14 protein-coding genes are annotated in these 13,272 nt (G+C 54.1%); 8 read left to right on the forward strand and 6 right to left on the reverse strand.

The genetic code is table 11. From position 1 onward, the window contains the following. Positions 1 to 3: 3 nt before the first annotated feature. Positions 4 to 1,647 carry a methyl-accepting chemotaxis protein gene (locus HF650_RS20390; protein WP_187800133.1) on the reverse strand — a complete coding sequence of 548 codons (1,644 nt, stop codon included), beginning with the start codon at positions 1,645 to 1,647 and terminating at the stop codon, positions 4 to 6. Between the two features lie 822 nt (positions 1,648 to 2,469). Here HF650_RS20390 and HF650_RS20395 point away from each other — a divergent pair. Next, positions 2,470 to 3,510 carry an aldo/keto reductase gene (locus HF650_RS20395; RefSeq protein ID WP_187800134.1) on the forward strand — a complete coding sequence of 347 codons (1,041 nt, stop codon included), beginning with the start codon at positions 2,470 to 2,472 and terminating at the stop codon, positions 3,508 to 3,510. Positions 3,511 to 3,578: 68 nt separating this feature from the next. Here HF650_RS20395 and HF650_RS20400 read toward each other — a convergent pair whose 3' ends face one another. After that, complete coding sequence (locus HF650_RS20400; protein ID WP_187800135.1) at positions 3,579 to 4,073, reverse strand: TIGR00645 family protein; 495 nt, start codon at positions 4,071 to 4,073, stop codon at positions 3,579 to 3,581. 86 nt (positions 4,074 to 4,159) lie between these two features. Then, complete coding sequence (locus tag HF650_RS20405) at positions 4,160 to 4,666, reverse strand: RNA helicase (RefSeq protein WP_187800136.1); 507 nt, start codon at positions 4,664 to 4,666, stop codon at positions 4,160 to 4,162. Between the two features lie 103 nt (positions 4,667 to 4,769). On the opposite strand from HF650_RS20405, the gene HF650_RS20410 reads away from it, so the two are divergent. The 3 genes from HF650_RS20410 to HF650_RS20420 all read left to right on the forward strand — a co-directional run bounded on the left by HF650_RS20410 (position 4,770) and on the right by HF650_RS20420 (position 6,602). Beyond that, the gene (locus HF650_RS20410) at positions 4,770 to 5,174 is read left to right on the forward strand and encodes a hypothetical protein (RefSeq protein WP_187800137.1); all 405 of its coding nucleotides are present in this window, start codon (positions 4,770 to 4,772) and stop codon (positions 5,172 to 5,174) included. 1 nt (position 5,175) lies between these two features. After that, positions 5,176 to 5,613: a cytoplasmic protein gene (locus HF650_RS20415; RefSeq protein ID WP_223284224.1), complete on the forward strand. Its 438-nt coding sequence runs from the start codon at positions 5,176 to 5,178 to the stop codon at positions 5,611 to 5,613. A gap of 92 nt (positions 5,614 to 5,705) precedes the next feature. Continuing rightward, positions 5,706 to 6,602: an SDR family oxidoreductase gene (locus HF650_RS20420; RefSeq protein WP_187800139.1), complete on the forward strand. Its 897-nt coding sequence runs from the start codon at positions 5,706 to 5,708 to the stop codon at positions 6,600 to 6,602. 54 nt (positions 6,603 to 6,656) lie between these two features. Here HF650_RS20420 and exbD read toward each other — a convergent pair whose 3' ends face one another. Both exbD and exbB read right to left on the reverse strand, forming a co-directional pair. Beyond that, positions 6,657 to 7,082 carry a TonB system transport protein ExbD gene (exbD, locus tag HF650_RS20425; RefSeq protein WP_042718016.1) on the reverse strand — a complete coding sequence of 142 codons (426 nt, stop codon included), beginning with the start codon at positions 7,080 to 7,082 and terminating at the stop codon, positions 6,657 to 6,659. A gap of 6 nt (positions 7,083 to 7,088) precedes the next feature. Next, positions 7,089 to 7,820, reverse strand: coding sequence for a tol-pal system-associated acyl-CoA thioesterase (exbB, locus tag HF650_RS20430; protein WP_187800140.1), 732 nt, complete (start codon positions 7,818 to 7,820; stop codon positions 7,089 to 7,091). A gap of 240 nt (positions 7,821 to 8,060) precedes the next feature. Here exbB and metC point away from each other — a divergent pair, with 240 nt between their 5' ends. Together metC and HF650_RS20440 are read left to right on the forward strand one after the other, a co-directional pair. Continuing rightward, positions 8,061 to 9,248 carry a cystathionine beta-lyase gene (gene metC, locus HF650_RS20435; protein ID WP_187800141.1) on the forward strand — a complete coding sequence of 396 codons (1,188 nt, stop codon included), beginning with the start codon at positions 8,061 to 8,063 and terminating at the stop codon, positions 9,246 to 9,248. Between the two features lie 117 nt (positions 9,249 to 9,365). Continuing rightward, a complete protein-coding gene (locus HF650_RS20440; protein WP_128482097.1) occupies positions 9,366 to 10,025 on the forward strand; it encodes a DedA family protein in 660 nt (219 codons plus the stop codon). Positions 10,026 to 10,058: 33 nt separating this feature from the next. Here HF650_RS20440 and HF650_RS20445 read toward each other — a convergent pair whose 3' ends face one another. Beyond that, positions 10,059 to 10,958: an AraC family transcriptional regulator gene (locus tag HF650_RS20445; RefSeq protein WP_187800142.1), complete on the reverse strand. Its 900-nt coding sequence runs from the start codon at positions 10,956 to 10,958 to the stop codon at positions 10,059 to 10,061. A gap of 193 nt (positions 10,959 to 11,151) precedes the next feature. Between HF650_RS20445 and yqhD the strand changes: the two genes are divergently transcribed. Next, on the forward strand, positions 11,152 to 12,315 hold the full coding sequence (gene yqhD, locus HF650_RS20450; RefSeq protein WP_187800143.1) for an alcohol dehydrogenase: 1,164 nt from the start codon (positions 11,152 to 11,154) through the stop codon (positions 12,313 to 12,315). 102 nt (positions 12,316 to 12,417) lie between these two features. Continuing rightward, positions 12,418 to 13,245 carry a 2,5-didehydrogluconate reductase DkgA gene (gene dkgA / locus HF650_RS20455; protein WP_187800144.1) on the forward strand — a complete coding sequence of 276 codons (828 nt, stop codon included), beginning with the start codon at positions 12,418 to 12,420 and terminating at the stop codon, positions 13,243 to 13,245. Positions 13,246 to 13,272 lie beyond the last annotated feature (27 nt).

Below are 13,272 nucleotides of genomic sequence, written 5' to 3' on the forward strand. Positions count from 1 at the left end.
AGATTAGAACGCCACCCACTCATCTGACGATGCGGCGGATTTACGGGCTGGGCCACGGCTCAACTCAGGCAAAACATGCGCAGCAGATTTGTGCTCCTCCCGGCTGGTCAAACGGAACTTCTGCACAGAGCGCTGTAGCTCTTCGGTCTGACGCTCCAGCGCAGCGGCGGCAGCCGACACCTGTTCGACCAGCGAGGCATTCTGCTGGGTAACGTTATCCATCTGCGTAATAGCAACGCCTACCTGCGATATGCCTTTGCTCTGCTCGGCAGAAGCGGCAGCAATCTCTTTCATAATAGTGGTCACTTCACGCACGCCACGCAGAATGTCCTCCATCGTGGCACCGGTGTCATTCACCAACTGAGCGCCCTTCTCAACCCGTGAAACGGAGTCAGCGATCAGGGTTTCAATCTCTTTTGCCGCGCCCGCGCTGCGGCTGGCGAGGTTACGTACTTCGCCAGCAACCACCGCGAAACCACGCCCCTGCTCACCGGCACGCGCCGCTTCTACCGCCGCGTTAAGGGCGAGAATATTGGTCTGGAAAGCGATGCTGTTAATGACAGTAGTGATTTCGGCAATCTTCTTCGAACTGCCGGAGATACCGTCCATCGTGGTGATCACCTCTTTCACCAACGCCCCGCCTTTACTGGCGGTGTCCGAGGCCACTTCTGCCAGTTTGCTCGCCTGGCTGGCGTTGTCGGCGTTCAGTTTCACCGTGGCGGTCAACTCTTCCATACTGGCTGCGGTCTCCTCCAGCGCTGCGGCCTGCTCTTCGGTACGCGATGAAAGGTCATTATTGCCGGTTGAGATCTCGGTTGCGCCGCGCCAGATGTTTTCGCTGCCATGGCGGATGCTGCTTACCGCTTCGCGCAGGCTATCCTGCATCGCTAGCAGGAGGGGAATCACCTGACCGACGCAGTTACGCCCCATATCTTCCAGCGGCTGGCTGAGATCGCCTTGCGCTATTAGTTTGAAGTGCGCACGGATTCGGTTCAGCGGTTTGACCAGCATGGTCACCAGGTAGCGATCCGTAAACAGCAGGATCAGCAAGCCCAGCACCATCGCTACGATAATCGCCGCGCGCGTGGTGCTGGTCTGGTGATCGACCATCACACGAGTTTCATCCAGCATTGCGGCAGCAGCTTTGTTGAAACTCTCCGTCGCGACACCAAAATTACGGCTCAGGCCGGGCGTCACGTTATTAGCCTGGGCGCGATAGGCTTCTGGCGAGCCCTGTTGTGCCAGCTGCATCTGCGGAGTGATACCCTGCTCAAGCAGCGCCTGCCAGCCAGAGATCACCTGTTCTGAAACTTTAGGATCTATTGGACCTGGCGAAACAGCTTTAAAGTCGGCAAGGCGTTTTGCCATATTATCCAGCGCTTGCTGCACGGGCGCCATGTCAGGCGTTCCCCCAGCAGCTTTGGCTTCCATCACGCGGCTGAGGCGCGTCACAAAGCGAAAGTATTGATCATTGCCCTGGCTTAGAAGTGTCATTTGCGTTACCAGCTGGCGGTCAATTTCATTACCGTCGGCAACTTTTGACAAAGAAGAGACGCTATACAGACCGACGCCAGACCACAGCACGCCGAAGATCCCAAGGATCACCAGCAACACGGCGCGTATAGTAAAGTTACGAAGCATATTCATAATATTATCCTTGCAGTGAAGGTAACCCCCTCGCCTGCGAGACGAGAGTTATCACCTTTATCGGCACGCTTTGGGGAAGTTGTATGGTCGGATTAAAATATTTATGTAAAAAAAGAGACGCGATTTTTTTATCGCTTTCGCGAATGTAGTGACCAGGGAAATGGTTATTCTGCTAACATTACGTTGCGCAAAGCCCGCCACCAACAAAATCTTAACACGCTGATATATAAGTATTAAATTTAAAAATAGCACCATTTAAGTTAAGCCTGCACTCTATTACCGTAAAAAGAACGAAGGTATTTTTAAGCTATAAATCACTATTATTTAAAGCGACCTCGAAACAGCAATAATTTAATCAACAGCGCTAAATTTTATTTATTTTTTGCGCTCATAAAGAAAAATTAAAATATTATAAAAAAGTAATTTATCACTGCTATATATATTTTTCTCCATCGCATTTTCCAGTCCGCTTCCTGTGCTCAAACCTAACGGCCATGCACCCTGCCGTAGCGCTGGCCCACCGTTTTGCTGCGGGGCTCATTTTTCTTGCGCGTAATGCCATCGTTTCTTCTTATATTTCACCGCTGTCTTGCGGCGCTGGCAGGAAAAAAAGTCGCCCTTTTTGTCTCATCATTCCAGGAATTTTCGTAGATTTAAGCGCTGCCTGAAGAGAATTAAGCAGCAGTGTAAAGCGCATGCGAAACCTTATTTTTTCCTTACTTTAACGTCAACTGAACGGCTCTTTTGCTGAGAAGCAATCGCACGTAAGATAGAAACGTCGTTTCAAAATTCCATTTACCGCCAGGTATCAGAGGAGAGATCATGTCCGGCTTCGCCAACCCTCAGCGTTATGAAGAGATGCAGTATCGTTACTGTGGCAACAGCGGTCTGCAACTGCCCGCCCTGTCGCTCGGTTTGTGGCACAGCTTTGGTCACGTCAACACGCTGGATGCGCAGCGTGCGCTGCTACGTAAAGCGTTCGATCTGGGGATAACCCACTTCGATTTAGCCAATAACTATGGGCCGCCCGCAGGCAGCGCGGAGGAGAATTTTGGTCGGCTACTGCGCGACGATTTTGCCCCCTATCGCGATGAGCTGATTATCTCAACTAAGGCTGGATACGATATGTGGCCAGGGCCGTACGGCTCCGGTGGCTCGCGCAAGTATCTTCTTGCCAGCCTCGATCAGAGCCTTAAGCGTCTGGGCGTCGACTATGTTGATATCTTCTATTCGCACCGCGTAGATGAGAAAACACCGATGGAGGAGACGGCTGCTGCACTGGCTCAGGCAGTGCAGAGCGGTAAAGCGCTCTATGTCGGGATCTCCTCTTATTCGACAGAGCGTACACAGCAAATGGCCGCGCTACTGCGCGAATGGAAAGTGCCGCTGCTGATCCATCAACCCTCCTACAACATTCTCAATCGCTGGGTCGATAACACCGGTCTTTTAGAGACGCTTGAGGAGAACGGCATCGGTTGTATCGCCTTTACGCCGCTGGCGCAGGGATTGCTGACGGGCAAATATCTCAACGGTATTCCTGAGGGGTCACGCATGCAGCGCGAAGGCAAAAAGGTGCGCGGCCTGACGGAGAAGATGCTGACCGAGAGCAATCTCGCCAGCCTGCGTCTGCTTAATGAGATGGCCGAACGCCGTGGGCAGTCAATGGCGCAGATGGCGTTGAGCTGGCTTCTAAAAGATGCGCGCGTAACATCGGTATTGATTGGTGCCAGCCGCCCGGAGCAGCTGGAGGAGAATGTGCAGGCGTTAAGTAACCTGAGCTTTAGCGCCGATGAGCTGGCGCAAATTGATAAGCATGTGGCCGACGGGGAGCTGAACCTGTGGCAGGCATCATCGGATAAATAGAAGTGACGTGCCGGAGGCGCAGCTTGCCGGAGGGCGCTGCGCTTATCCGGCCCAGGCCCCATCAAAAATCAATGTTTGCCGCGGGTAAGACGATCCAGATAGCCCATCACAAAGGCGGAGAGAACAAACGTCAGGTGGATAATTACGTACCACATCAGCTTATTATCCGGGACATTCTTCGCATCCATAAAGACGCGCAGCAGGTGAATCGACGAAATGGCGACAATAGATGCCGCCACTTTATTTTTTAACGAGGTAGCATCCATTTTCCCCAGCCAGCTCAGTTTCTCCTTGTGGGGACCAATATCCAGCTGCGAAACAAAGTTTTCATAGCCGGAGAACATCACCATTACCAGCAGACCGCCGACCAGCGTCATATCCACCAGCGACAGCAGCGTGAGGATCAGATCCGCTTCTGCCAGCGAGAAGATGTTAGGGATAACGTGAAAAATCTCCTGGAAGAATTTAATGGCCAGTGCCAGGAGAGCAAGAGAGAGGCCAAAATAGACCGGGGCGAGCAACCAGCGCGAAGCGTACATTGCGTTTTCCAGAAAGCGTTCCATGTTCCGTAGTGTCTCGTCAGATAGCTAAACCGGCGCTCAGTATAGCCTGACACCGTCAGCTTTTTGCAACACTCCGGCGGAGTTAACTACACGTCAGCAGGGTTAACCCACGGACGCTGGTTCTCCGGCCACACCAGCACGACCAGCGCAGGATAAGCTTTTGTACTGAATTCATGGAAACACTGGCGCAGGTTGAGCACATCCAGGTCGCTGGCGGAAACTTTTTCGCCATTGACGCAGCGTTTTTTAATGTTGTCGTAATACTTATACACCGCTGAATTGAGATCGCTGCAACGCCGCTGGGCTTCAAATAATCCTGGCGTGCTATTTATCTCCGCCATCTTCATACGCTTAATCGTTGCTTGCAAAAAATCGATATATTCATGATTAACGCGCCAGTACCACTCTGGGGTAATCGCGTTCATTAACCCTGAAAAATGATCTTCGCCCTCTTCTTTCGACAGCGGCGCTAACTGTGGTGTGTGTTCATTAATTTCAGTAAGGGGCGTCTTTTTATTGTACTCATGCATCAATAATAAAACTCCGCCCGTTAGCAGCAATAAAGTAATAACAGAATACAAAATACTGTCCATCGGCAGGCTCCTTTCTTTTGATTTTAAAATTGCACCATGATATTGTCAACGAACCTCGCCCCTTAATATTGTCTCCCCTGTCAAATAGTAAAGGATAATAGAAATGCTTCCCGAGAACCTCGTCCCGGCGCGCTTTCATCTTTCTGCCGTTGAAAGCGGGGCAGCACAAGAGGGAAAAGAGCCTGATTTTACTCAGGATATTGGCCCGCTTTCTGAGCATGCACAAAATATATTAGCCAACGCCAGCCGCAGCGGGCAATCACGAAATATGCTACTTGAAGAGCATGATCGTCATATTAAAGAGCGATTATTCCGAGTCGTGAAAATTGAGACCTTTGCGCGATTACTTAATGATTTACAAGCCGAAGGTGAGATAGATGCTCAGAGCCTGAGCAAAATAATTTCCGATAAGACGCAAACTATTAACGACGCAGGTGATGAGATTTGGCTTAATCTGATTACACGCGAAATAGATGAGCCAATGTTTTATAAACTTGGGGATGAATAACGTGGCTGAAATTGAAAATAATAACGTCTATATCAATTACAGCGAAAGCAAAAGCGACGAATTTATCTTAAAGCAAAATATCGACGCGCTGGTGCAGAGTAAAAACGAGACGATTCAACGCATCGCCCAGGATTTAGTCTCTATTCCAGCGGCACTGGTACGGTTGAAGTGGCAAAACCGCCGTGAAATCTACCCCTTGCAGGTGAAAGAGGAGATTTACGGCGCGACGATTGCCGCCATCATCGAACAGCACCCAGAGTTGCGCGAGAAGATCATGGGTCGGCTGGAGGCGAACTATCAGCACCTGGTAAGCCGCGAGAGTGCAACACTTCGCTGGAGCCGTAGATTGAGCGAGGGGGAGTATCGCACCTCGACAGTGTCGACTGTTTCAGCGGCGGCGAAAGAGGCCCCTGCCAAAGCGAGTAGCAAAGGGAAATAACCCGCCACGATCAAGAAAATCCTGAATTTGTCTGCGAAGTCAGCGTGAACTTCTATCCTTAAGGTCTAAGCAACCGATATGGAGGATACTTAATGGCAACTGACCAGACAAAAATCCAGGATCCGACCACTCAGTATTACACCGGTGAATATCCTAAGCAGAAGCAGCCCTTCCCTGGTGTGCAGGCGAAAATGGAACCGGTTCCCGATTGTGGTGAAAAGAGCTATGTCGGCAGCGAGCGGCTGAAAGGTCGTAAAGCGTTAGTGACCGGCGGCGACTCCGGTATTGGTCGCGCGGCGGCGATTGCCTATGCCCGCGAAGGTGCGGATGTCGCTATTAACTACCTTCCTGCCGAAGAGGAAGATGCGCAGCAGGTTAAAGAGCAGATTGAAGCGGCCGGACGCAAAGCCGTACTGATCCCCGGTGACCTGAGCGATGAAGCCTTTGCCCGTTCTTTGCCGCACAAAGCGAAAGAGCAGCTTGGCGGGCTGGATGTGTTGACGCTGGTGGCGGGCACGCAAACCGCGATTGAGGAGATTGCAGACCTCAGCAGCGAACAGTTTATCTATACCTATAAGGTCAACGTTTTCGCGCTCTTCTGGCTCACCCAGGAGGCGATTCCGCTGATGCCGCGCGGGGGCAGCATTATTACCACCTCGTCGATTCAGGCTTATCAGCCGAGCACCCATCTGCTTGATTACGCCTCGACCAAAGCGGCTATTCTCAACTACACCCGCGGGCTGGCGAAACAGGTGGCAGAGAAAGGGATCCGTGTGAATAGCGTCGCGCCAGGGCCGATCTGGACCGCACTGCAAATTTCTGGTGGTCAGCCGCAGGAGAAACTGCCGGAGTTTGGCCAGCAGACGCCGCTTAAACGCGCCGGGCAGCCAGCAGAGCTGGCACCGGTTTATGTTTATCTGGCAAGCCAGGAGTCGAGCTATGTCACCGCAGAAGTGCATGGCGTGACGGGTGGCGAGCACCTCAGCTAAACAGGCATAAAAAAAAGCTGGCTTCGGCCAGCTTTTTTTAATCTTTGTCGCAGGTCACTTCGCTTTCGCGACCTCTTCCCCGACCAGACCAATCTTCAGATAGCCCGCCTGATGCAGGCTGTCCATCACTTTCATCATCGTCTCGTAATCCACGGTCTTATCGGCGCGGAAGAAGATTGTTGTGTCCTTTTTCCCTTCGGTTACCGCGTTCAGCTGGTTGATCATCGTCTCTTCCGTTACCGGATCGTTGCCGATAAACATGCTGTTATCTGCCTTCACGGAGAGATAGATCGGTTTTTCCGGGCGCGGCTGCGGCTGGCTGGAGGAGGCAGGCAGATTAACCTTAACGTCGACGGTAGCAAGCGGCGCGGCCACCATAAAGATAATCAACAGCACCAGCATTACGTCGATAAACGGCGTGACGTTGATTTCGTGCATTTCGCCATTATCGTCGAGGTTTTCATTAAGACGCATTGCCATGGCTAATCAACCTACGCGTAATTTCTGGGTAGTTCGAACCGGCTGCGCGTTGCTGGCGGCGAGGTCCAAATCGCGGCTTTGCAACAGCAGCACCTGCGCGGCAACATCGCCGAGGTTCGCTTTATAGTTGCCGATCATGCGCGCAAAGATGTTGTAGATCACCACCGCCGGGATAGCGGCAACAAGGCCGATAGCCGTTGCCAGCAGCGCTTCGGCGATGCCAGGCGCGACAACCGCAAGGTTAGTGGTTTGCGTCTGCGCGATACCAATAAAGCTGTTCATGATGCCCCAGACGGTACCAAACAGACCGATAAAGGGCGAAATAGCGCCGATGGTGGCGAGAAAACCGTTGCCGCGCCCCATATGACGGCCCGTTGCCGCCACGCGGCGCTCGAGGCGGAAACCGGTACGCTCCTTGATCCCTTCGTTATCTTCGCTGCCTGCGGAGAGCTCCAGTTCGTTCTGCGCTTCGTTAATCAGCAGCGCGCTCAGGCTGCGGGCGTGGAAGGTCGAGGCGATCTCAGTAGCCTGATCCAGTGAGCGGGCATCAGCCAGCTGCTGCTGTTCACGCTTAAGACGGCGCTTTTGCGCCAGGATCTCAACGCTTTTACTGAAGAAAAGCGCCCAGGTGACGACTGACGCCAGAATCAGGCCGATCATCACGATTTTCACCACGATGTCAGCGTGCTGATACATACCCCATACGGAAAGATCCGTCTGCATCAAATTATTACCCACTCTGTTTCTCCGGGACGCAAATCACAAAAAACACTGCGCCATAATAGCAAAAAGTCGTCGAATTGATAGTAGTTCTCATTAGTATTTACATAGTGCACAACATAACCGGCTATTTCCTTGCGTTGACGCAGTAAACGGGCGCGTCTGCTGGTTTTATAGAAAAATTCACCGCCGTTAATGCATCACTCCGCAATCATGGTAGTCTGGACATCCAGACGTATAAAAACAGGTTGAGCAGACATGACGGCAAAACATCTTGATACCGCGCTGGTAAACGCCGGGCGGAGCAAAAAGTATACTCAGGGTTCGGTGAACACGGTGATCCAGCGCGCCTCCTCTCTGGTATTTGACACGGTAGAAGCGAAAAAACATGCCACGCGCAACCGCGCCAACGGCGAGCTTTTTTATGGACGCCGCGGGACGTTAACCCACTTCTCTCTGCAAGAGGCGATGTGCGAGCTGGAGGGGGGGGCCGGTTGTGCGCTCTTTCCCTGCGGCGCAGCAGCGGTGGCAAACACCATTCTGGCCTTTGTCGAACAGGGCGATCATGTATTGATGACCAATACCGCCTACGAACCGACACAGGATTTCAGCACCAAAATCCTCGCCAAACTGGGCGTCACCACCAGCTGGTTTGATCCGCTGATTGGCTCAAGCATCGTGCAACTGGTGCAACCCAACACCAAAGTGGTGTTCCTCGAATCACCCGGCTCCATCACCATGGAAGTGCATGACGTTCCCGCTATCGTGCAGGCGGTACGCAGCGTCGCGCCCGATGTCATCATTATGATCGACAACACCTGGGCGGCGGGCGTGCTGTTTAAGGCGCTGGAGTTTGATATCGATATCTCGATTCAGGCAGGCACCAAATATCTGATTGGACACTCTGATGCGATGGTCGGCACTGCTGTGGCGAACGCTCGCTGCTGGGAGCAACTGCGGGAAAACGCCTACCTGATGGGGCAGATGCTGGACGCCGATACCGCCTATATGACCAGCCGCGGCTTGCGCACGCTGGGAGTGCGTCTACGCCAGCACCACGAAAGCAGCCTGAAGATCGCCGAGTGGCTGGCGGCGCATCCGCAAGTGGCGCAGGTCAACCATCCGGCGCTGCCGGGCAGTAAAGGGCATGAGTACTGGAAGCGGGATTTCAGCGGCAGCAGCGGCCTCTTCTCCTTCGTGCTCAACAAGCGTTTAAACGATGCAGAGTTGGCCAACTATCTCGATAATTTCTCGCTCTTCAGCATGGCCTATTCATGGGGCGGGTTTGAATCGCTGATCCTCGCCAACCAGCCCGAGCACATAGCTGCTATTCGCCCGGAAGGCCGTGTCGACTTCGACGGCACGCTGATCCGATTGCACATTGGTTTAGAAAACGTTGATGATCTTATCGGTGATTTAGTGGCAGGCTTCCAACGCATCGTGTAAACCATGATTAACGGGGCAAAAAGTAAGATTATTCTCCCTTTGTTGCGCCCCGGATCGAGGTCTTTTTGGCGAAGTGGAGTACAATAGCCTCCTCTACGCGGTTCCACAGGAAAGCCCATGGCTGTTATTCAAGATATTATCGCTGCGCTCTGGCATCACGACTTTGCTGCGCTTGCCGATCCGCACGTTGTCGGCGTTGTCTATCTCGTGATGTTTGCCACGCTCTTTTTAGAGAACGGCCTGCTTCCTGCCTCATTTTTACCGGGCGACAGCTTACTGCTGCTCGCCGGCGCGCTGATTGCCCGCGGCTGCATGGACTTTGTCTCAACGCTGCTGATCCTCACCTCCGCCGCCAGCCTCGGCTGCTGGCTGAGCTATGTTCAGGGGCGCTGGCTGGGCAATACGCGTATTGTGAAAAGCTGGCTGGCGCAGCTGCCGGTGAAGTATCACGAGCGCGCCACCTGCATGTTTGACCGCCACGGCCTGCTGGCGCTGCTGGCCGGGCGCTTTCTGGCCTTTATCCGCACCCTGCTACCGACGATGGCCGGTATCTCTGGCCTGTCGAACCGCCGTTTTCAGCTTTTTAACTGGCTGAGCGCGCTGCTGTGGGTTGGCGTGGTGATCTCGCTTGGCTACGCGATTAGCATGATCCCGTTTGTGAAACGCCACGAAGATCAGGTGATGACCTTTCTGATGGTGCTGCCGGTTTTCCTGCTGGTGGTGGGCCTGATTGGCGCCGTCACCGTCGTGCTTAAGAAGAAGTTCAGCAACGCCTGAACCACCGCCCTCCTCTTTTGAGGAGGGCGTCCGTTATGCCCCCTGCATGGTGCGAATGCGCGCCAAATCCTCTCCCGGCGTCACGCCGAAGTAACGTTTGAATTCGCGGCTAAACTGCGACGGGCTCTCATAGCCGACACGCATCGCCGCCGCGCTCGCTTTCATGCCATCGTGCACCATCAGCATCCGCGCTTTATGCAGGCGGTAGGTCTTCAGGTATTGCAGCGGCGAGGTGCTGGTCACCGATTTGAAGTTATGGTGAAACGCCGAGACGCTCATGTTCGCTTCCGCCGCTAACTGGTCGACGCTGAGGTTTTCGGTGTACTGGCTCTCAATGCGTTTTAATACGCGGCTAATCAGGCTGAAGTGGGTCTGGCGGCTTACCAGCGCCAGCAGCGCGCCACCGCGCGGCCCGGTCAGCACGTGGTAGAGCATCTCGCGGATAATCTGCTTGCCCAGAATACGCGCGTCCAGCGGGCGCTCCATCACATCCAGCAGTCGTTCCGCCGCGCAGAGGATCTCCTCGGATAACACCGCAGAGTTAATACCGCTGGCGGCGTTCTCCGGGCAAAAATGCTCATCTTCACCGATATCCATCAGCAGCTCCTGCAACTGCAAAATGTCCACATTGAGCCGAATGCCCGCCAGCGGCACTTCCGGCGTGGCAAAGGTTTCGCATTCGAAGGGCAGCGGCACCGTTAACAGCAGATATTCGTTGGTGTCATAGCGAAAGACGCGCTCGTTGATATAGCCGATTTTATGCCCGGAAAAGAGGAACACGATCCCCGGCTGGTACATCACCGGCGTGCGGGTGCCGGGCTGCGTACCATAGAGCAGACGGACATCCGGCAGCAGCGAGCTCAGTCTATTTTCATTGTTTTTCAGCATCTTAACTTTTTCGGTCAGATGCAGGCAGATCGCTTCTCGGTTCATACTTTGCCACTCCGGCGGCCACTTTTAACGGCTCTAGTGTGCAAACTTTTGTGACATTTCTCCAGCCGAATAGAGAAACAGGCAAGACATCGGCAGGAATGTGCATTGAGCCTGCACAGCCCCGCGCCCACAATAATCTGCATCGGGCGGCCTGCCGCCCCAGATTTTTCACTTCATCAGAAGGGAACGAGCAATGAATAACTTTAATCTGCATACCCCAACCCGCATTCTTTTTGGTAAAGGCGCGATTGCCGAACTGCGCGCGCAAATCCCCGACAACGCCCGCGTGCTGATCACCTACGGCGGCGGCAGCGTGAAGAAAAACGGCGTGCTTGACCAGGTTTATAGCGCGCTGGACGGAGTGGACGTACGTGAGTTCAGCGGTATCGAACCGAACCCGACCTACGAAACGCTGATGAAAGCGGTGCAGGTGGTACGCGATGAGAGGATCACCTTCCTGCTGGCGGTCGGCGGCGGTTCCGTGCTGGATGGCACCAAATTTATCGCTGCCGCTGCCCACTACGCCGAGGGCGTCGATCCGTGGCACATTCTGCAAACCCGCGGTAGCGAGATCAAAAGCGCCATCCCGATGGGCTCCGTGCTGACGCTGCCAGCCACCGGCTCTGAATCCAACGCCGGTGCGGTAGTCTCCCGTAAAGCGACCGGTGATAAGCAGGCGTTCCACTCCCCGTTCGTACAACCGCTCTTCGCGGTACTCGATCCGGTTTACACCTACACCCTGCCCCCGCGTCAGGTGGCGAATGGCGTTGTTGACGCCTTTGTCCATACTGTAGAGCAGTACGTCACTTATCCGGTGGATGGCAAAATTCAGGATCGCTTCGCCGAGGGCATTTTGCTGACGCTGATTGAAGATGGCCCGAAAGCTTTGCAGGAGCCGGAAAATTACAACGTGCGCGCCAACGTTATGTGGGCGGCAACCCAGGCACTGAATGGCCTGATTGGCGCGGGCGTGCCGCAGGATTGGGCCACCCATATGCTGGGCCATGAGTTGACGGCGATGCACGGGCTGGATCACGCCCAAACCCTGGCGGTGGTACTGCCTGCGCTGTGGAATGAGAAGCGCGACACCAAACGCGAAAAACTGCTGCAGTATGCCGCACGCGTCTGGAATATCACCGAAGGCAGCGACGATGAGCGCATTGACGCGGCAATTACCGCCACGCGCGACTTCTTCGAGCGTATGGGCGTGCCGACGCGTCTTTCCGGCTACGGCCTTGATGGCAGCTCCATTCCGGCGCTGTTGGCTAAACTGGAAGAGCACGGCATGACGGCGCTGGGCGAGCATCAGGATATTACGCTGGATGTGAGCCGCCGCATCTACGAAGCCGCGTGCTAAGCGCTTCTCCACCCCGGCTTTCGTTTTTGGGTTTTTCGACCACACTTAATGCAAACCACCTTACCGGGCCTGTCCCGGTAAGCCTAGCGAAAGGAGAAATGCATGACACATCCAACGGTGATTAAACTCGCTGACGGCAATCTGATGCCGCAACTGGGTCTTGGCGTGTGGAAAGCGAGCAACGAGGAAGTGGTTACCGCCATCCATAAGGCGCTGGAAGTGGGTTATCGCTCTATCGATACCGCCGCGGCTTACAAGAACGAAGAGGGTGTTGGTAAAGCCTTAGCCACTGCGGGCGTGCCGCGTGAAGAGCTGTTCGTCACCACCAAATTGTGGAATGACGATCAGAAACGTCCCGCCGAGGCTTTGAAAGAGAGCCTGGAAAAGCTTCAGCTCGATTATGTCGATCTCTATCTGATGCACTGGCCAGTGCCGGCAATCGATCACTATGTCGAGGCGTGGAAAGGGATGATTGAGCTGCAACAGCAGGGGCTGATTAAGAGTATCGGCGTCTGTAACTTCCAGACCCACCATCTGCAAAAGATCATTGATGAAACCAGCGTCATTCCGGTGGTTAACCAGATCGAGCTCCATCCGCTGCTGCAACAGCGCCAGCTGCATGCCTGGAATGCCACGCACAAGATCCAGACGGAATCCTGGAGCCCGCTGGCACAGGGCGGCGAAGGGGTATTCGATCAGAAAATCATTCGCGATCTGGCGGATAAATATGGCAAAACCCCGGCGCAGATCGTTATTCGCTGGCATCTCGACAGCGGCCTGGTGGTGATCCCGAAATCGGTCACCCCAGCGCGCATCGTTGAGAACTTTGACGTCTGGGATTTCCGCCTCGATAAAGATGAGCTGGGCGAAATCGCCAAACTGGACGAGGGCAAACGCCTCGGGCCAGATCCGGATCAGTTCGGCGGTTAAAGGCATTAAATGTAGGCCGGATAAGGC

The sequence above is a fragment of the Kosakonia sp. SMBL-WEM22 genome, assembly GCF_014490785.1.
Taxonomy (GTDB): Bacteria; Pseudomonadota; Gammaproteobacteria; order Enterobacterales; family Enterobacteriaceae; genus Kosakonia.

Excerpts from the sequence above, each read along its gene's own strand:
- HF650_RS20390 (WP_187800133.1), bottom strand. The coding sequence starts at position 1,647 with ATGAATATGCTTCGTAACTTTACTATACGCGCCGTGTTGCTGGTGATC.
- HF650_RS20395 (WP_187800134.1), top strand. The coding sequence starts at position 2,470 with ATGTCCGGCTTCGCCAACCCTCAGCGTTATGAAGAGATGCAGTATCGT.
- HF650_RS20400 (WP_187800135.1), bottom strand. The coding sequence starts at position 4,073 with ATGGAACGCTTTCTGGAAAACGCAATGTACGCTTCGCGCTGGTTGCTC.
- HF650_RS20405 (WP_187800136.1), bottom strand. The coding sequence starts at position 4,666 with ATGGACAGTATTTTGTATTCTGTTATTACTTTATTGCTGCTAACGGGC.
- HF650_RS20410 (WP_187800137.1), top strand. The coding sequence starts at position 4,770 with ATGCTTCCCGAGAACCTCGTCCCGGCGCGCTTTCATCTTTCTGCCGTT.
- HF650_RS20420 (WP_187800139.1), top strand. The coding sequence starts at position 5,706 with ATGGCAACTGACCAGACAAAAATCCAGGATCCGACCACTCAGTATTAC.
- exbD (WP_042718016.1), bottom strand. The coding sequence starts at position 7,082 with ATGGCAATGCGTCTTAATGAAAACCTCGACGATAATGGCGAAATGCAC.
- metC (WP_187800141.1), top strand. The coding sequence starts at position 8,061 with ATGACGGCAAAACATCTTGATACCGCGCTGGTAAACGCCGGGCGGAGC.
- HF650_RS20440 (WP_128482097.1), top strand. The coding sequence starts at position 9,366 with ATGGCTGTTATTCAAGATATTATCGCTGCGCTCTGGCATCACGACTTT.
- HF650_RS20445 (WP_187800142.1), bottom strand. The coding sequence starts at position 10,958 with ATGAACCGAGAAGCGATCTGCCTGCATCTGACCGAAAAAGTTAAGATG.
- yqhD (WP_187800143.1), top strand. The coding sequence starts at position 11,152 with ATGAATAACTTTAATCTGCATACCCCAACCCGCATTCTTTTTGGTAAA.
- dkgA (WP_187800144.1), top strand. The coding sequence starts at position 12,418 with ATGACACATCCAACGGTGATTAAACTCGCTGACGGCAATCTGATGCCG.